Raw genomic sequence first — 17,942 nt, 5'->3', positions numbered from 1 at the left:
CGCCCGCTCGCCGTCATCATCCTTGCCGCGGGGCAGGGGACGCGGATGAAATCCAGCCTGCACAAGGTGTTGCACCCCGTGGCCGGGCGGCCGATGCTGCTGCACCTGCTGGCGAGCGCGGGCGCATTGTCGCCACAGCGGCAGGTCGTGGTGGTCGGCGCGGGGCGCGAACAGGTCGAGCAGGCGGTGGCCGGCACCGGCGCGATCGTCGCGGTGCAGGCGCAGCAACTGGGCACGGGCCATGCCGTCGCCCAGGCGCATGATGCGCTGGCGGGATTCGCGGGCGACGTGCTGATCCTTTATGGCGACGTGCCGCTGGTGAGCGCGGGCACGATGCGCGCGATGCTCGATCGGCTGAGCCGGGGCGACGAGCCGCGCGCTGTCGTGCTGGGCTTTCGCCCCGATGACGCCGCCGCATACGGCCGGATCATCGCCGATGGGCAGGGCATCATCGAGAAGATGGTGGAATTTAAGGATGCAAGCGAAGCCGAACGCGCCGTTACCTTGTGCAATAGCGGGTTGATGGCGGTGCGATCGACCGACCTGTTCGTGCTGCTCGACCAGATCGGCAACCAGAATGCCGCGGGCGAATATTATCTGCCCGACATCGTCATGCTGCCCGGTGGGACAAGCGCGGTGATCGAGACTGACGCCTGGGAAGTGGCGGGCGTGAACAGCCGGATCGAACTGGCGGGCGTGGAGGCGATGTGGCAGGCGCGGCGGCGGAACGAGGCGATGCGCGATGGCGTGACGCTGGTGGCGCCGGAAACGGTGTTCTTCGCCCATGATACCGTGCTGGGCCGGGACGTGGTGGTGGAGCCGAATGTCGTGTTCGGGCCGGGCGTGACCGTGGCGGACGATGTCGTGATCCACGCCTTTTCCCATCTGGAAGGCGCGAGCGTGGCAAGCGGCGCGGCGATCGGCCCCTATGCGCGGTTGCGGCCGGGGGCGGATATCGGCCCCAACGCCAAGGTCGGCAATTTCGTCGAGATCAAGAAGGCGCGGCTGGACGAGGGGGCGAAGGTCAACCACCTGTCCTATATCGGCGACGCCAGCGTGGGGGCGGGCGCCAATATCGGGGCGGGTACGATCACCTGCAATTATGACGGCTTCTTCAAATATAAGACGCAGATCGGCGCGGGAGCGTTCATCGGGTCCAACAGCGCGCTGGTGGCCCCGGCGACCATCGGCGCGGGCGCGATCGTAGCGGCCGGCAGCGTGGTGACGAAGCCGGTGGAGGCCGATGCGCTGTGCCTGGTGCGGCCCGCGCAGGTCGGCAAGGCGGGATGGGCCAAGCGCTTTCGGGAGCGGATGATGGCGCGGAAGAATGCAAAAGCATAAGCGGCGCTTCACCTTCACCCTTATCGGCGCATTCGCGCCTCTTTCCCTCTCCCGTCGGGAGAGGGAAGGGGCCTGCCGCCGCAGGCGGTGGAAAGGGTGAGGGCGGCTGGCGTTACGGCGCGGCATCGCCTTCGCGCCCTGCTCATCATTCTGCTCGTCCTTTCACTTGGTATCGCCATTTTCGCTTTTTGGCTGTTCCTGAACGCCAGCGCCATGCCGATCGTGCGGCGGGCGGAGGTGGCGTTGCCCTTTCCCGCCGCCGCGCCGCGCACGCCCGTCACCGTCGCGCTGCTGACCGACACGCATTTGTCGGGGCCGGACGGCAGCCGGGATCGGCTGGCGCGGATCGTGGCGCAGATCAATGGGTTGAAGCCCGACCTGATCCTGCTGGGCGGCGATTATATCGGCGATGACAAGGGGTGGGGCAGCTATGATGCGCGGGCGAGCATTGCGCCCTTTGCGGGGTTGCGCGCGCCGTTGGGCGTGGTGGCGGTGCTGGGCAATCATGACAGCCGCAGCAAGTTGAATCGCCGGGCGTTGAGCGGGCCGGACTGGCGGGCGGCGTTTGCGGGGATCGGCGTCACTCTGTTGCAGGATGGCGCGGCGCGGCGCGGGCCTTTGGCGATCGGCGGGTTGAAGGATATTTACACCCGCAAGATCGACATGCCCGGCACGCTGGCGGCGATGGATCGGGTGGGCGGCGCGCCGGTGATATTGTCGCATGGGCCGGACGTGTTCCCGCGACTGCCCGACCGGGTGTCGCTGACGCTTGTCGGCCATAGCCATTGCGGGCAGATTGCCCTGCCGTTTTTCGGCATCGTCTATGTACCGTCGAAATATGGGACGCGCTATGCGTGCGGCCGATATCGCGAGGGCAAGCGGACGATGATCGTGTCGGGCGGGGTGGGGACGAGCAGCGCGCCGGTGCGGATGCTGGCGCCGCCTGATATCTGGCTGGTGACTATCAAGCCCCTGCGAGGCGATTGACTTGATATCATGATATGATATCATGGCATCATGCGTTTCCTGGCCGATATTCCCGACGAAGATGTCAAATGGCTCGACCAGATCGCGCGCGAGCAGGGCAAGTCGCGCGCGGCGGTGTTGCGGGAGGCGGTTTCCGCCTACCGTCCGCAAACATCGAAAGATTGGCTGGAGCAGGGTTTCGGCGCGTGGGCGCGGCATGGGGTGTCGGTCGATCCCGATGAATATGATCGGGCGCGGCGGGCGGAATGGACCCGCCCGTGGGATGATGATTATGATGAAGTTCGCGCCGCGTCGCCCGAATATTTCACGCAAGAGGATGACAAGGAGCGGGCGCATTATCTGGCGCTGACGAAAAAGGCGGCCGGGACGAAGGCGCCAGAAAAGGGCAAGAAGAATGGCGCATGAGCGGCTATAGTCTCGATGCCAATATCGTCATCGACGCCTTATTGAATCATGAGCTGGCGCATCGCGAAATTTTCCGCATAGCGGACAGCGGCGCGCGCATGTGGATCAGTCGCATGGCGTGGATAGAGATATTGTCGAAAGGCAATGAATCGGCTGTCCGCGACGTGTTGATGTTTCTGGGGCAGTTCGGCCTAGACGAAATCGATGACGAGATATCGCGTCGGGCGGCGGCGTTGCGCCGTGAACGGGCACGGCTCAAGTCGCCAGACGCCATCATCCTGGCCACGGCGCAATTGCGCGGCCGCGTGCTGGTGACACGAAATACAAAGGATTTCCCGGCAGAGATGCCGGGCATCCGCGTTCCCTATACACTCTGAAAGGCTTTCCGGCACATGTGCGGCATCATCGGCATCATCGGCAAGGACGACGTGGCGGAACGGCTGGTCGACGGTTTGAAGCGGCTGGAATATCGCGGCTATGACAGCGCGGGGGTGGCCACCATCCATGACGGCGCGATCGAGCGGCGGCGGGCCGAGGGCAAGTTGGCGAATTTGGTGCGCGAATTGCGCGACGAGCCGCTGCCCGGCACCACCGGCATCGCGCATACGCGCTGGGCGACGCATGGCGCGCCGACCACCAGCAACGCGCATCCCCATGCGACCAGCGAAGTGGCGCTGGTCCACAATGGCATCATCGAGAATTTCAAGCCGCTGCGCGCGGAATTGATGGCGCGGGGGCGGCATTTCGACAGCCAGACCGATACCGAGGTCGTCGCCCATCTGGTGAGCGAACTGGTGGAGCAGGGCGCGTCGCCGCGAGAGGCGGTAGCGCAGATATTGCCACGGCTGCATGGCGCGTTCGCGCTGGCGATCGCGTTCCGCAGCCATCCCGACATGCTGATCGGGGCGCGGCTGGGGTCGCCTTTGGTCGTGGGCTATGGCGATGGGGAAACCTATCTGGGGTCGGACGCGCTGGCGCTGGCGCCGCTGACGCAGCGCATCGCCTATCTGGAAGAGGGCGACTGGGTCGTCATTACCGCCGACGGGGCCGAAATCTTCGACAAGGACAACCAGCCGGTCGAGCGGCCGGTGACGATTTCCGGCGTGTCCGGCGCGATGATCGACAAGGGCAATCATCGCCACTTCATGCAGAAGGAGATTTACGAGCAGCCGGTGGTCGTCGCCCAGACGCTGCGCTCCTATCTGCGCCGGATGGAGAATGAGATCGCCATGCCGGACATGGAGTTCGACCTGGGCGCGGTGAAGCGGATCACCATCGTCGCATGCGGCACGAGCTATTATGCCGGGCTGGTGGCGAAATATTGGTTCGAGAAATTCGCCCGCGTGCCGGTCGACATCGATGTGGCGAGCGAGTTTCGCTATCGCGACCCGGTGCTGGAGGCGGGCGGGCTGGCGCTGTTCATCAGCCAGTCGGGCGAGACGGCCGATACGCTGGCGGCGTTGCGCCACGCCAAGGCGGAGGGGCAGATCATCGCGGTGGTGGTGAATGTGCCGACCAGTTCGATGGCGCGGGAAGCGGACCTGTTGCTGCCGACCCATGCCGGGCCGGAAATCGGCGTGGCGTCGACCAAGGCGTTTACGTGCCAGTTGGCGGTGCTGGCGGCGCTGGCGGCCAATCTGGCGCGGGCCAAGGGGAAGCTGACGACGGAAGAAGAGGCCGAGATCGTCTGGCATTTGTCGGAAGCGCCGGCCGCGCTCAACGAGGCGCTGAGCCGCGACGGGCAGATCGAGGCGATGGCGCACCTGATCGCGCCAGCGCGCGACGTGCTGTATCTGGGGCGCGGGCCGGATTATCCGATGGCACTGGAAGGGGCGCTGAAGCTCAAGGAAATCAGCTATATCCATGCCGAGGGCTATGCCGCGGGCGAGATGAAGCATGGGCCGATCGCGCTGATCGACGAACTGGTGCCGGTGATCGTGATCGCGCCGAGCGGGCCTTTGTTCGAGAAGACCGTCAGCAATATGCAGGAAGTGCAGGCGCGCGGCGGCAAGGTGGTGCTGATTTCCGACGCGGAAGGGATCGCGGCGGCGGGCGATGGCTGCATGGCGACGATCGAGATGCCCAAGGTGCATCCGCTGATCGCGCCGCTGGTCTATGCGGTGCCGGTGCAGTTGCTGGCCTATCATGTGGCGGTGGCGAAGGGGACGGATGTGGATCAGCCGCGCAATCTGGCGAAGTCGGTGACGGTGGAGTAAACCGACTATTCTTGTAATATGACACCATATGCGGTATCATCATAAATGACCAAGGCGGACAAGCTGGTGGACCGGATGGCGCACAATCCCGCCGGGGATTGGACGGTATCGGATATTCAGACGCTGTGCGCGCGACTGGGTTGGACGTGCCTGCCGCCGACAGGAGGTGGGTCGCATTGGAAAGTGGCGGTGCCGGGCAGTGATACGATCCTGACCATTCCGGCCAAGCGCCCGATCAAACCGGTCTATATTCGTAAGCTGATGGCATTTGTGAAGGATGGAAAGCATGACTAAAGCAAAGGCGCAGCAGGCCGATTATGCGATCATGGTCGAACCATTGTCGGATGCGGATGGCGGCGGCTGGCTGGCGACCGTTCCAGCGCTGCCCGGTTGCATGGGTGATGGCGAGACGCCGGAGGCTGCGCTGGCGGATGCGGCGGCGGCGATTGCCGAATGGCACGCCGCAGCAGAGGCGCTGGGGCGTCAGGTTCCCGGCCCGGCCGCGCTGGGCCAATGGCGGCAGCGCGTGCCACGATCGCTGCATGAAAAGCTGAAATTCGTGGCGGCGCGTGAGGGCGTTTCGTTGAACGCCTATGTCGCCAATGTGCTGGCCGAGAGTATCGGCCGGGCGGGGTAAGCCGCCAGGCCCTCACCCGCCGCCCGGCGAATTATGCCCGCCGGCTGGCACGGGGCCGCCGCTGGGGGCGTGGCTGTGGTCGGGGTTGCTGTCCCATTCGATATGATAAAGGTCGAAGCGACGGTCGCGCAGGTTGCGGACGGTGCCTTCGGCGCGCGCCCAGCTGAGGTCAGCCAGGTTGACGTCCGCCATGGTGAGTGTTTCCACATTTTCCGTTGATTCCGCCGCGATGCCATCGCGGGCGAAGGGCAGGTCGCAGGGGGTCAGGATGGCGCTTTGGGCATATTGGATGTCCATATTATCGACGTTCGGCAGATTGCCGACATTGCCGGACATGACGACATAGCATTGGTTCTCGATCGCACGCGCCTGCGCGCAATAGCGCACGCGCATATAGCCCAGGCGCGAGTCGGTGCAGAAGGGGACGAAGATGATGCGCGCGCCCTGATCGACCAGGCGGCGGGCGAGTTCGGGAAATTCGCTGTCGTAGCAGATGAGGACGCCGATCGGGCCGCAGTCGGTCTGGAGCACGTCCAGCGAATCGCCGCCCTTGATGTTCCACCAGAAGGCTTCGTTCGGGGTCGGGTGGATTTTTTCCTGGGTATGGACCGATCCGTCGCGCAGCGCGACATAGGCGATATTCTGGATGTCGCCATCGTCGGCGCGGGTCGGGTGGGAGCCGCCGATGATGTTGATATTATATTCCAGCGCCATCCGCGTCAGTTCCTTCGTCAGGCGCGGGGTGTAGCCGGTGAGCTTGTCGATCGCCTCCATCGGGTTGAGCTTTTTGGTTTCGAACGAGAGCAGCGGCAGGGTGAAGAGTTCGGGAAAGACGATGAAGTCGGAGCGATAATCGGCCGCGACGTCGACGAAATATTCGATGTTGCGGATAAATTCGTCGAAATCCTGCACCGCGCGCGCCTGAAGCTGGCAGGTGGCGAGGCGGACGCTTTCGACCCCGCGCGGCACGCGCATTTCGGGCGCTTCGTCGGGGTCGACATAGGGATTGCGCCAGACCAGATGGGCGGCATGGCCGTCCGACTGCTTGTCTTCGGGCAGATAGTTTTCGAGGACGCCGAGCGGTTCGAACTGGTTCTTGAGCTGGAAGCTGACGACCTGGTCGCGGATCTTGCCCTGGACGACCTTGTCCAGATAATCCTTCGGCCCCTCCACCTTGCGCTTGGTGCGCAGATAGCCGGGCATGCGGCCGGCGATGACGATGCCGTGCAGGTCGAGATGTTCGGCCAGTTCCTTGCGCTCGTCATAGAGGCGCTGGCCGATGCGCAGGCCGCGCAGTTTGGGATCGACCGCCATTTCATAGCCGTAGAGCCATTCGCCCGCCGCGCTGTGGCGGGTGCCGAAGCCGTTGGCGGTGATCTCTTCCCAGTCATGATGGGCAAAGGCCATGCCCTTGCTGACGCGCATGGTTGCGCAATAGCCCACGACCTTATTGTCGTAGAGCGCGACGAAACAGCCGTCGGGGAAATTGTTGATCTGGCCCCGGACGGTGGCGGGGGAATAATTGGGCATTCCCGGATAGACGCGGGCGATCAGCCGAATGATCGCGCGCACGTCGGTCGGGACGGCCGTGCGGACCTCCAGGCGTTTGCGGGTTGCTGTCGTCATGGCTTGCCTCCGTTCGCCCCGATAGGGACTGAGATTATCGATGACTCGTATCGACGGGTCGTTTGCGCGAATGTCCTTCGATACGCCACTTCGACTTCGCTCAGTGGCACCTCAGGACGAACGGCTTTGGTGAATGAGTCGCCAAAGAAAAAGGCGGCGCCGGGTGTCCGGCGCCGCCTCGTTCCGTTTCCGTACTGAACCGCGGAGAGGCGGATCAGTTCCCGGCTTTTAGGCCCAGCTACCCATTTCCTTTTCCAGATTGACGCGGATCTGTTCGAAGAACTGTTCCGTGGTCATCCAGGCCTGGTCCGGGCCGATCAGCAGCGCCAGATCCTTGGTCATCGCGCCGTCTTCGACGGTCTTGATGCAGACGCGTTCCAGGGTTTCGGCGAATTTGGTGACTTCGGGCGTGCCGTCGAACTTGCCGCGGAAGGCGAGGCCCTGCGTCCAGGCGAAGATCGAGGCAATCGGGTTGGTCGAGGTCGCCTTCCCCTGCTGGTGCTGACGATAGTGGCGGGTAACGGTGCCGTGGGCGGCTTCCGCTTCGACCGTCTTGCCGTCGGGCGAGAGCAGGACCGAGGTCATCAGGCCGAGCGAGCCGAAGCCCTGCGCGACGGTGTCCGACTGGACGTCGCCGTCATAATTCTTGCAGGCCCAGACGAACTTGCCGCTCCACTTGAGCGCGGAGGCGACCATGTCGTCGATCAGGCGATGTTCGTAGACGATGCCCGCCGCCTTGAACTGGTCGGCGAATTCTTCGTCGAACACCTGCTGGAACAGATCCTTGAAGCGGCCGTCATAGGCCTTGAGGATCGTGTTCTTGGTCGACAGATAGAGCGGCCATTTGCGGTCGAGCGCATAGTTCATGCTCGCCTTGGCGAAATCGATGATCGACTGGTCGAGATTATACATGCCCATGGCGACGCCGGCGGACGGGAAATCGAAGACTTCCTTGTCGATCTTCTGACCATCTTCGCCGTCCCACACCAGGCGCAGCTTGCCGGGGCCGGGGACCAGGAAGTCGGTCGCCTTATACTGGTCGCCGAACGCATGGCGGCCCACGACGATCGGGTCGGTCCAGCCGGGGACCAAGCGGGGGACGTTGCGGATGACAATGGGTTCGCGGAATACGACGCCGCCCAGGATGTTGCGGATGGTGCCGTTGGGCGACTTCCACATCGATTTGAGGTTGAATTCCTCGACCCGCTGCTCGTCGGGGGTGATGGTGGCGCACTTCACGCCGACGCCATATTGCTTGATCGCGTTGGCGGAATCGATCGTGATCTGGTCGTTGGTTTCGTCACGCTTCTGGACGGACAGGTCGTAATATTTCAGGTCGATGTCGAGATAGGGGAGGATCAGGCGCTCGCGAATCCATTCCCAGATGATCCGGGTCATTTCGTCGCCGTCAATTTCAACGACGGGGTTTTTCACCTTGATCTTGGCCATAGCGCCTGTTCGCCTTCTTGCTGCTGGGTGGAATATGGGGACGCCCTAGGCAAAGCGGCGGCAATGTTCAACCATTGGCGGCCATGAATCTGCCCCATGGGGAGCCTTGGCCGGGATCGGTCGTTGTCAGGGGGACGCTCTCTCCCTAAAGACGGTGGCCATGGACAATGATGAGATTACGATTGCCGCGGGCGGCAATGTCAAATGGCGCTTTCCTTCGGTCCACCCGGAGGGCATGAAATTCGGCCTGATCGCGGTCGCGATCACCGGCGTCCTGTTCCTGCTGGGATGGGAGATTGTCGGCTGGCTGATGCTGATCGTGACGATCTGGGTCTTCGCCTTCTTCCGCGATCCCGTCCGCGCCGTGCCGCAGGACGAAGGAGCGATCATCGCGCCTGCCGATGGCCTTGTGACGTTGATCCAGCGGGTGCCGCCGCCGCGCGAAATGGCGGGGCCTAACGGGCTGGGCGACCAGCCGATGATCCGCGTGTCGATCTTCATGAGCGTGTTCGACGTCCATATCAATCGCACGCCCATTGGCGGGACGATCAAGTCTGTCGTCTATATTTCGGGCAAGTTCCTGAACGCGGACCTCGACAAGGCGAGCGAAGATAATGAGCGCCAGCATATATTGGTCGAACGGCATGACGGCGTGCGCATCGGCTTCACCCAGATTGCGGGACTGGTCGCGCGGCGGATCGTGCCGTTCGTGAAGCCCGGCGACATGGTCGCGGCGGGGCAGCGCATCGGCCTTATCCGCTTTGGCAGCCGGGTCGATGTGTATCTGCCCGCCGGCGCGGCGCCGCGCGTGATCCTGGGCCAGCGCACGGTCGCGGGCGAGACGATCCTGGGTCAGATGGGCGACGCGCGCGTTATTGCAGGCATCCAGCAATGAGCCGCCAGCGGCGCGCCGTGCCGCGCGGGTTGCGCCGGGGCATCACCTTGCGGATGCTGGCGCCCAATGCGGTCACGGCGATGGCGCTGTGCTTCGGCCTGACAGGGGTGCGCTACGGGATTTCGGGCGAGTGGGAGCGGGCGGTGCTGTCCATCCTGTTTGCAGGCGTGCTCGACGGGTTGGATGGGCGGATCGCGCGCATGTTGCGCGGCGAGAGCCGGTTTGGCGCGGAACTGGATTCGCTGTCCGATTCGATCGCGTTCGGCGTTGCGCCGGCGCTGATCCTCTATCTCTGGTCGCTCTATGCCATGCCGAAATTCGGCTGGATCTTCGCTTTGGCCCATGCGCTGTCCTGCGCGTTGCGGCTGGCGCGGTTCAATGCCGCCATCGATGCGGACGAGCAGCCGCACAAGTCGGCGGGCTTCCTGACCGGGGTGCCGGCGCCGGCGGGAGCGGGGCTGGCCTTCGTGCCGCTTTATCTGTGGCTGGTGACGGGGCAGGAAATTTTCCGCGCCTGGTATCTGGTCGCACCCTGGGCGGCGTTCATCGCCTTCCTGATGATCTCCAACATCGCGACCTATAGCTGGTCGGCGCTGCGGCTGCGCAAACGCATCCGGCTGGAGGTCATCGCCTTTGCCGGATTGCTGGCGGCGCTGCTGGTGACCGATCCCTGGCTAACCTTGCTGCTGGTCTGCGGCGTCTATGTCGCGCTGATCCCGTTCGGGATCATATCCTATGCCAAGGTGAAGCGGCAGCGGGAGAGCGCCAAGGCCGTCCCGCCGACAGCATGAAATGTGGCGAGGCACCGCGTCTTGCAGCAGAAAGAGGTTTCGACAGGCTCATCCGAACGCATTTGGGATGTGCCTGGAAATGCGTCCGGCTATTCAGGCGGCCATGGCGCCAAGCGGCAGCGCGGTTCGGCGTGTCGGCTGCGCGGCGCGGGGGCGGCGGATGCGCAGATGATAGACCGGCGGATTATGAGGGATTGGCTCGAACTGGAGCGCGGCCACCATCTTGTCATGATAATGGGCGAACATCCACATGATGGTGCCCATGGCCAGAAGGAAGGCGGCGGAGAACAGGGTCGCTGCAATTAGAGTGAACATCATCCATCACTTTCCATCTTGCCATTTGCACGGCATGTCCCATTATGACGGTTCTAACGGGCGTTAACCCTATTTGTTCCGTATGTTCTTCTTATGTTCCATTTGCGGGGCGTCGTCAACCCTTGCAATTGCTTTTTTCCGCGTCTAAAGGCGCGACCATTCCACATGGGAATCGACATATCCGGTGCCGGAGACGCCTTTCAGGCTGTTCCCCGTGTTCCTGATTCCCAGAGGTCAAACCGGAAGGAGAAACTATTATGGCGGCCCCTGTCGTCACCATGCACCAATTGATCGAGGCTGGCGCCCATTTCGGCCACCAGACCCATCGCTGGAACCCGCGCATGAAGCCGTATATCTTCGGCGAGCGCAACGGCATCCACATCCTTGACCTGTCGCAGACCGTTCCGCTGTTCGGCCGCGCGCTCGACTTCGTATCGGGCACCGTCGCCGCCGGCGGCAAGGTGCTGTTCGTGGGCACCAAGCGCCAGGCGCAGGATCCGATCGCAGACGCCGCGCGCAAGTCGGGCCAGCATTTCGTCAACCATCGCTGGCTGGGCGGGATGCTCACCAACTGGAAGACGATTTCGGGTTCGATCAAGCGTCTCAAGACCCTTGAGGAAAAGCTGTCGGGCGATACCCACGGCTTCACCAAGAAGGAAGTGCTCCAGATGACTCGCGAGCGCGAGAAGCTGGAAATGTCGCTGGGCGGCATCCGCGACATGAACGGCATCCCCGATGTCATGTTCGTGATCGACGCGAACAAGGAAGAACTGGCGATCAAGGAAGCCAACACGCTGGGTATCCCGGTCGTTGCGATCCTCGATTCGAACGTCTCGCCCGACGGCATCGCCTTCCCGGTGCCCGCCAACGATGACGCCAGCCGCGCCATCCGCCTCTATTGCGACGCCATCGCCGCCGCCGCCACCAAGGGCAACCGTGGCGCGCAGCAGGCTTCGGGCGTGGACATGGGCGCCATGGACGAGCCGATGGCCGAAGAAGTCGTCGCTGAAGCCTAAGCGCGTCGCACGACTGCAAGAATGACAGGGTAGGGCGCGCTCTTTGTGGAGACGCGCCCTCCCGCATATTTGAAACATCGAACTTTAGGAGCCGAAACATGGCCGAGATTACCGCTGCCGCCGTCAAGGAACTGCGCGACCGTTCGGGCGCGGGCATGATGGATTGCAAGAAGGCGCTGACCGAAGCCGGTGGCGACATCGAAGCGGCGACCGACTGGCTGCGCGCCAAGGGCCTGGCCGCCGCGCAGAAGAAGTCGAGCCGCACTGCCGCCGAAGGCCTGGTCGGCGTCGCCGTTTCGGGCACCAAGGGCGTCGCCGTCGAAGTGAACAGCGAAACCGACTTCGTCGCCAAGAACGACCAGTTCCAGGATTTCGTGCGCACCGTGTCGGCGATCGCGCTGGAAAACGGCGCGACCGATGCCGAAGCGCTGGCCGCCGCAGCCTATCCGTCGGGCGGCACCGTCGCTGAAAAGCTGGTCGCCAACATCGCCACCATCGGCGAGAACCAGAATGTCCGCCGCGTCGCGCAGGTCGAAGTGAGCCAGGGCGTCGTCGTCTCCTATGTCCACAACGCCGCGGCGCCGGGCCTGGGCAAGATCGGCGTGCTGGTCGCGCTGGAAGGCGATGCGCCTGCCGATGTGCTGGAGCCGCTGGGCAAGCAGTTGGCCATGCACATCGCCGCCGCGTTCCCGCTGGCCCTGTCGGCCGACGACATCGATCCGGCGATCATCGAACGCGAAGCCGCGATCGCGCGTGAAAAAAATGCCGACAAGATCGCCGGCAAGTCCGAAGAGATCGCCGCCAAGATCATCAACGGCCCGGTCGAGAAGTTCCGCAAGGACAGCGCGCTGCTGACGCAGGCGTTCGTGATGGACGGCAAGACCCCGGTGCAGGACGTGATCGCCGCAGCCGCCAAGGAAGCCGGCAAGTCGATCGCGCTCAAGAGCTACGTGCGCTTCCAGCTCGGCGAAGGCATCGAGAAGGAAGTCAGCGATTTCGCAGCGGAAGTCGCGGCGGCCGCCGGCGTCTGATCGCGAGACAGACCATAGGTCAAAGGAAGGGGCGTCCTGCGGGGCGCCCTTTTTTTGTTGATGGGCCGGATTATCGCAGGGTGGCGAGATAGGCGATCAGCCGTTGCCGCCGGGCGGGATCGGGCAGCCCGGCAAAGGGCATTCGAGTGCCCTTGACCATCGCCTGCGGGCCGGTGAGCCATGTGTCGAGCGTCCGGGCGTTCCAGGTGACGCCCGACGCTTTCAGCGCGTCGCTATAGGCGTAGCCGGGCAGCGAGGCCGCCTTGCGTCCCATGACGCCGCGCAGATTGGGACCGAAGCTGGATTTGTCCGGCTGCGTCGCATGGCAGGCGGCGCAGATAGCGAAATCGGCAGGCGGCTGGGCGAAAGTCGGCTGCGTGACGCCAAGCAGGACGATGCAAAGGGCGAGGGCGCCGGGATAGCGAAGCATCATGGTCGGGAATCCGTGATAGAAGGTGCGGGCGGCGGTCGGACCACAGGCCCGGCCGCCGCCCCGCCAGAGGCTTAGAGCGTGATGATAATGAGGTGATCCATCCGGTTCGTGCTGATTAGGGGTTGAGCTTGCCGAAGACCCGTATCGAGGCATTATGCGCAGCGCGCGATCCTTCGATACGCCATGTCGACTTCGCTCAATGGCTACTCAGAACGAACGGACTAAAGGCGTCATACTCTAGAAGTGGTCTGCGTTCATCACCTTGACCCAGGCGGCGACAAAATCGTCGACGAACTTCTGCTGGGCGTCGCTGGAGGCGTAGACTTCGGCCACGGCGCGCAGTTCGGAGTTCGACCCGAAGACCAGGTCGACAGGGGTCGCCGTCCAGCGGGCCGCGCCCGTTGCGCGATCCTTGCCCTCATACAGGGCCAGGTTCGCCGCCGACTTCTCCCACACCGTGTCCATCGACAGCAAGTTGACGAAGAAGTCGTTGCTGAGCGTGCCGGGGCGGCTGGTGAAGATACCCGCGTTCGAGGCGCCCGCATTGGCGCCCAGCGCGCGCATCCCGCCCACCAGCACGGTCATTTCCGGCACGGTCAGATTGAGGGCATCCGCCTTGTCCACCAGCGCTTCAGCCGGTCCCACTTCCGCCTTTGGCGTGTAGAAGTTGCGGAAGCCGTCCGCCTTGGGTTCGAGATAGGCGAAGGAGGCGACATCGGTCTGGGCCTGCGCCGCATCGACCCGGCCGGGGGTGAAGGGCACGCGCACCTGATGGCCCGCGCGGGCTGCCGCTTGTTCGATCGCGGCATTGCCCGACAGGATGATGAGGTCGGCCATCGACACCTGCCGGCCCGACTTGGCGAAGTCCTTTTGCACCGCCGTTAGTTTGGTGAGCACCTTGGCCAGTTCCGCCGGGTTGTTGACCGCCCAATTGCGTTGCGGATCGAGGCGGAGACGGGCGCCGTTCGCGCCACCGCGCATGTCGGTGCTGCGGAAGGTCGCGGCCGAGGCCCAGGCGGTCCGCACCAATTCAGGCGTCGTCAGGCCCGACGCCAGCACCATCGCCTTGAGCTTTGCCTGGTCCGCATCGCCGATCGGCGCGATTGTGGATTTGGGCAGCGGGTCCTGCCAGCTATAGGTTTCGGTGGGGACGTCCTTACCCAGATAGCGCGCCTGCGGCCCCAGATCGCGATGGGTCAGCTTGAACCAGGCGCGGGCGAAAGCCTTGCCGAACAGGTCGGGATTCTTCTGCCAGCTTTCCAGCACCTTGCGGAAGCCGGGGTCTTCCTTGAGCGCGATGTCCGTGGTGAACATGATCGGCGCGTGGCGCTTGTCCTTGAGATGCGCGTCGGGCACCAGGGCGGCGGCGTTGGGATCGGTTGGAATCCACTGGGTCGCGCCGGCCGGGCTTTTGGTCTTGACCCAGTCGAAGTTCAGCAGATTATCGATATATTGGGTGGTGAACAGTGTCGGCGTGGCCGACCAGGCGCCTTCCAGGCCGGATGTCAGCGTGTCTTCCGCATGGCCCTTGCCGCATTTATTGTGCCAGCCCAGCCCCTGATTTTCGACGCCGAGCGCCGCGGGTTCCTTGCCGAGACAGTCTTCGGGCTTGCGCGCGCCATGGGCCTTGCCAAAGGTGTGGCCACCCGCGATCAGGGCGAGGGTTTCTTCGTCATCCATCGCCATCTGGCCGAAGGCGCGGCGGATGTCGGCCGCGGCGCCGATGGGATCATGATTGCCGCCCGGTCCTTCGGGATTGACATAGATGAGGCCCATGGTGGTGGCGGCCAGCGACCGTTTGAGCGAGCCGTCCGGGTTGGAGCGGTCGGTGCCCATCATCTTCTTTTCCGGTCCCCAGAACATGACGTCCGGTTGCCAGGCATCGACGCGACCGCCCGCAAAGCCAACGGTCTTGAAGCCCATATCCTCCAGCGCGACATTGCCGGACAAGACCATGAGGTCGCCCCAGCTGAGTTTGCGTCCATATTTCTGCTTTATCGGCCAGACGAGGCGGCGCGCCTTGTCCAGGCTGACATTGTCGGGCCAGCTGTTGAGCGGTTCGAACCGCTGTTCGCCGCCATCGGACCCGCCACGCCCGTCGCCCACGCGATAGGTGCCCGCGCTGTGCCAGGCCATGCGGATGAAGAAGGGGCCATAATGGCCATAGTCGGCCGGCCACCAGGGTTGCGACGTGGTCAGCACCCTGCGGATGTCGGCCTTTACAGCGTCGAGATCGAGCGAGGCGAATTCCTTGGCATAGTCATAGTCCGCGCCATAAGGGTTGGATTGCGCCTCATGCTGGCGCAGGGCGGTCAGGTCTAGCACATTGGGCCACCAGCGCGGTGACGTGGTCGCGGCTGGTTCGGTGGGAAGCGCGGGTTCCTGCGCCAGCGCGGGCGTCAAAGTGGCGGCGCACAGCAGCGCCAATATGGATGTGGATGTTCGACGCATGTCATCGTTTCCCTGTTCATGCAGGCGTGAGTGCCGTTGCAGGCGGATAGGGGCTGGTGGGAAAGACGGACAATTGATTGATCAGGTCACAATGATTGAGTGCTGCGATCAATCGGAACGGCCACGCAATGAGCATGTCCCCATCATGTCCGGGCGATTGCGCCTTTTGCGCGCAGGGCGGCGGATCGGCGCAAACGCCGCTTGGCATTGCGGTTGCGCGCGACTAAGGTCCGCGCCGCTTTCCGCCAATCGCAAAAGGATATCAGACCGCTCATGACCCGGCCCGCCTACAAGCGTATCCTGTTGAAATTGTCCGGCGAAGTGCTGATGGGGCAGGGGCAGTTCGGCATCGAGCCGGAAACCGTGGCCCGTGTCGCGGGCGAGATCGCGGCGGCCAAGGATGCCGGTTTCGAAATTTGCGTCGTCGTCGGCGGCGGGAACATCTTCCGCGGTCTGGCGGGCGCGGCCGCCGGTTTCGACCGGGCGAGCGCCGATTATATGGGCATGTTGGCCACCGTCATGAACGCGCTGGCCGTGCAGAATGGTCTGGAGAAGCTGGGTTACGACACGCGAGTCCAGTCGGCGATTCCGATGGCGTCGGTATGCGAACCCTATATAAGGCGCAAGGCGGAGCGGCATATGGAGAAAGGCCGGATCGTGATCTTCGCGGCCGGCACCGGCAGCCCCTATTTCACCACCGACACGACCGCAGCGCTGCGCGCGGCCGAAATGAATTGCGACGCGCTGTTCAAGGGCACCAGCGTCGATGGCGTGTATAATGCCGATCCCAAGAAGGTCGCCGATGCGATCCGTTACGACAGCATCAGCTTCGATCAGGTATTGAACGACAATCTCAAGGTGATGGACGCGAGCGCCATCGCCCTGTGCCGCGAAAATGACATTCCCATCGTCGTGTTCAACATCCGCGAAACCGGTAATCTGGCCACGGTGCTGGCCGGGCAGGGTGTCGCGACGATCGTCCAGAATCAGGAGAGCTAATCATGGCCCAATATGACAAATCCGACCTTGAGCGCCGCATGGCCGGCGCGATCGAAGCGCTGCGCGGCGACCTGACCGGTCTGCGCACCGGCCGCGCCAACGTCCAGTTGCTCGATCCGGTGATGGTCACCGTCTATGGCGCGAACATGCCGCTCAATCAGGTCGCGACCGTCTCCGCGCCCGAACCGCGAATGTTGTCGGTGCAGGTATGGGACAAGACCAATGTCGGGCCGTGTGACAAGGCGATCCGATCGGCTGGCCTGGGCCTGAACCCCATCGTGGATGGCCAGACGCTGCGCCTGCCGATTCCAGACCTGACGGAAGAGCGTCGCAAGGAACTGGCCAAGCTGGCCAGCAAATATGCCGAAGGCGCGCGCATTGCGGTGCGCAACGTCCGCCGCGACGGCATGGACAGCCTGAAGACCGACGAGAAGAAGGGCGAAATCAGCGAGGACGAGCGCAAGCGCCTGGAAACCGAAGTCCAGAAGATGACCGATTCCACGATCGCGGATATCGATGCGCTGGCGACGTCGAAGGAAAAGGAAATCCTCGGCCAGTAAGCCGGGGCTTTCCTTTCGCGGCCAAAGCACGCATGTCTTCCTGATGGCCACACAAGCCAAGCCCGATCTGACCAGCGTCGCGCCTGCCCATGGCGCGCGTCATGTCGCGATTATCATGGACGGCAATGGACGCTGGGCCAAGAAACGGCTGCTGCCGCGCGTGGCCGGGCATCGCGCCGGCGTGGAAGCGGTGCGCAAGGTGGCGCGGGCGGCGCAGGAACTGGGGCTGGAATGCCTGACGCTCTATGCCTTTTCCTCCGAAAACTGGAAACGGCCGGCGAGCGAGGTAGCGGACCTGATGGGCCTGCTGCGCCATTTCATCCAGTCCGATATCGACGAAATGCATGGGCATGGCGTGCGGTTGCGGGTCATCGGCGATTATCGCGCGCTGGAGCCGTCGCTAGTCGAACTGATCGAAAGCGCGATGGCGCGGACGGCGGGCAATAGCGGGCCGATCGTCGCAATCGCGCTCAACTATGGCGCGCAGGACGAGATGGTGCAGGCGGTGCAGGCGCTGGCGGCGCGGGCGGCGGCGGGCGAGATTGCGGCCGATGCGATTGGCGCGGCGGATATCGATCGCGCGCTCTATACCGCCGACCTGCCGCCGCTGGACCTGATGATCCGCACATCGGGCGAGCAGCGGCTGAGCAATTTCATGCTGTGGCAGGCGGCCTATGCCGAGCTGTATTTCACCGACATGCTGTGGCCCGATTTCGACGGCCGGGCATTGGCCCAGGCGCTGGATGCTTTCCGATTGAGGGACCGCCGGTTCGGCGGATTGTGATCTGAC

Annotated in this window: 19 protein-coding genes; 14 read left to right on the top strand and 5 right to left on the bottom strand. The window is 63.8% G+C overall.

The features are described 5' to 3' along the window. Positions 1-45: 45 nt before the first annotated feature. The 7 genes from glmU (at position 46) to sphantq_RS04665 (ending at position 5,586) form a co-directional block, all read left to right on the top strand. Positions 46-1,341, top strand: a complete 1,296-nt coding sequence (gene glmU, locus sphantq_RS04695) for a bifunctional UDP-N-acetylglucosamine diphosphorylase/glucosamine-1-phosphate N-acetyltransferase GlmU (protein WP_272800181.1) — start codon at positions 46-48, stop codon at positions 1,339-1,341. A gap of 96 nt (positions 1,342-1,437) precedes the next feature. After that, positions 1,438-2,328: a metallophosphoesterase gene (locus sphantq_RS04690; protein WP_272799712.1), complete on the top strand. Its 891-nt coding sequence runs from the start codon at positions 1,438-1,440 to the stop codon at positions 2,326-2,328. 30 nt (positions 2,329-2,358) lie between these two features. After that, positions 2,359-2,733, top strand: coding sequence for a ribbon-helix-helix domain-containing protein (locus sphantq_RS04685; RefSeq protein WP_082679071.1), 375 nt, complete (start codon positions 2,359-2,361; stop codon positions 2,731-2,733). Then, on the top strand, positions 2,730-3,110 hold the full coding sequence (locus tag sphantq_RS04680; protein ID WP_272799711.1) for a PIN domain-containing protein: 381 nt from the start codon (positions 2,730-2,732) through the stop codon (positions 3,108-3,110). The genes sphantq_RS04685 and sphantq_RS04680 overlap by 4 nt, the downstream gene beginning before the upstream one ends. A 15-nt stretch (positions 3,111-3,125) precedes the next feature. Next, the gene (gene glmS, locus sphantq_RS04675) at positions 3,126-4,949 is read left to right on the top strand and encodes a glutamine--fructose-6-phosphate transaminase (isomerizing) (RefSeq protein ID WP_066603849.1); all 1,824 of its coding nucleotides are present in this window, start codon (positions 3,126-3,128) and stop codon (positions 4,947-4,949) included. A 45-nt stretch (positions 4,950-4,994) separates the two neighbouring features. Next, positions 4,995-5,243 (top strand): type II toxin-antitoxin system HicA family toxin, encoded by a 249-nt coding sequence (locus sphantq_RS04670; protein ID WP_129927526.1) that lies wholly within the window; start codon positions 4,995-4,997, stop codon positions 5,241-5,243. Continuing rightward, on the top strand, positions 5,236-5,586 hold the full coding sequence (locus sphantq_RS04665) for a toxin-antitoxin system HicB family antitoxin (protein ID WP_129927527.1): 351 nt from the start codon (positions 5,236-5,238) through the stop codon (positions 5,584-5,586). Before sphantq_RS04670 ends, sphantq_RS04665 begins: the two co-directional genes overlap by 8 nt. Before the next feature lie 12 nt (positions 5,587-5,598). On the opposite strand, the gene sphantq_RS04660 is transcribed toward sphantq_RS04665, so the two are convergent. Next, positions 5,599-7,212 carry a bifunctional GNAT family N-acetyltransferase/carbon-nitrogen hydrolase family protein gene (locus sphantq_RS04660; protein WP_272799710.1) on the bottom strand — a complete coding sequence of 538 codons (1,614 nt, stop codon included), beginning with the start codon at positions 7,210-7,212 and terminating at the stop codon, positions 5,599-5,601. Positions 7,213-7,440: 228 nt separating this feature from the next. Beyond that, positions 7,441-8,661, bottom strand: coding sequence for an NADP-dependent isocitrate dehydrogenase (locus sphantq_RS04655; RefSeq protein WP_066603835.1), 1,221 nt, complete (start codon positions 8,659-8,661; stop codon positions 7,441-7,443). A 160-nt stretch (positions 8,662-8,821) separates the two neighbouring features. On the opposite strand from sphantq_RS04655, the gene sphantq_RS04650 reads away from it, so the two are divergent. Both sphantq_RS04650 and sphantq_RS04645 read left to right on the top strand, forming a co-directional pair. Further along, positions 8,822-9,556, top strand: coding sequence for a phosphatidylserine decarboxylase (locus tag sphantq_RS04650; RefSeq protein WP_066603833.1), 735 nt, complete (start codon positions 8,822-8,824; stop codon positions 9,554-9,556). Positions 9,557-9,609: 53 nt separating this feature from the next. Then, positions 9,610-10,347: a CDP-alcohol phosphatidyltransferase family protein gene (locus tag sphantq_RS04645; RefSeq protein ID WP_066605522.1), complete on the top strand. Its 738-nt coding sequence runs from the start codon at positions 9,610-9,612 to the stop codon at positions 10,345-10,347. A 93-nt stretch (positions 10,348-10,440) separates the two neighbouring features. On the opposite strand, the gene sphantq_RS04640 is transcribed toward sphantq_RS04645, so the two are convergent. Continuing rightward, entirely contained in the window at positions 10,441-10,662 is a 222-nt protein-coding gene (locus sphantq_RS04640) for a hypothetical protein (protein ID WP_066605520.1), read from the bottom strand. Positions 10,663-10,919: 257 nt separating this feature from the next. Between sphantq_RS04640 and rpsB the strand changes: the two genes are divergently transcribed. Next, a complete protein-coding gene (rpsB, locus tag sphantq_RS04635; protein ID WP_066603831.1) occupies positions 10,920-11,678 on the top strand; it encodes a 30S ribosomal protein S2 in 759 nt (252 codons plus the stop codon). A 98-nt stretch (positions 11,679-11,776) separates the two neighbouring features. Next, positions 11,777-12,709: a translation elongation factor Ts gene (tsf, locus tag sphantq_RS04630; RefSeq protein ID WP_129927528.1), complete on the top strand. Its 933-nt coding sequence runs from the start codon at positions 11,777-11,779 to the stop codon at positions 12,707-12,709. 70 nt (positions 12,710-12,779) lie between these two features. Here tsf and sphantq_RS04625 read toward each other — a convergent pair whose 3' ends face one another. Next, positions 12,780-13,142: a c-type cytochrome gene (locus tag sphantq_RS04625; protein WP_066603821.1), complete on the bottom strand. Its 363-nt coding sequence runs from the start codon at positions 13,140-13,142 to the stop codon at positions 12,780-12,782. 237 nt (positions 13,143-13,379) lie between these two features. Further along, positions 13,380-15,593 (bottom strand): catalase/peroxidase HPI, encoded by a 2,214-nt coding sequence (gene katG / locus sphantq_RS04620; protein ID WP_272799709.1) that lies wholly within the window; start codon positions 15,591-15,593, stop codon positions 13,380-13,382. Positions 15,594-15,866: 273 nt separating this feature from the next. Here katG and pyrH point away from each other — a divergent pair, with 273 nt between their 5' ends. The 3 genes from pyrH to sphantq_RS04605 are packed head-to-tail and all read left to right on the top strand — an operon-like array spanning position 15,867 to position 17,936. Then, on the top strand, positions 15,867-16,592 hold the full coding sequence (gene pyrH / locus sphantq_RS04615; RefSeq protein ID WP_066605519.1) for a UMP kinase: 726 nt from the start codon (positions 15,867-15,869) through the stop codon (positions 16,590-16,592). Between the two features lie 2 nt (positions 16,593-16,594). Then, on the top strand, positions 16,595-17,152 hold the full coding sequence (gene frr, locus sphantq_RS04610) for a ribosome recycling factor (protein WP_066603815.1): 558 nt from the start codon (positions 16,595-16,597) through the stop codon (positions 17,150-17,152). Between the two features lie 43 nt (positions 17,153-17,195). Beyond that, entirely contained in the window at positions 17,196-17,936 is a 741-nt protein-coding gene (locus sphantq_RS04605; RefSeq protein WP_272799708.1) for an isoprenyl transferase, read from the top strand. The last annotated feature ends 6 nt before the right edge of the window (positions 17,937-17,942 follow it).

Source organism: Sphingobium sp. AntQ-1 (genome assembly GCF_028538045.1).
Taxonomy (GTDB): domain Bacteria; phylum Pseudomonadota; class Alphaproteobacteria; order Sphingomonadales; family Sphingomonadaceae; genus Sphingobium; species Sphingobium cupriresistens.
Note: the sequence above shows the minus strand (reverse complement) of the source record. Positions and strands in the feature narration are given on the sequence as shown.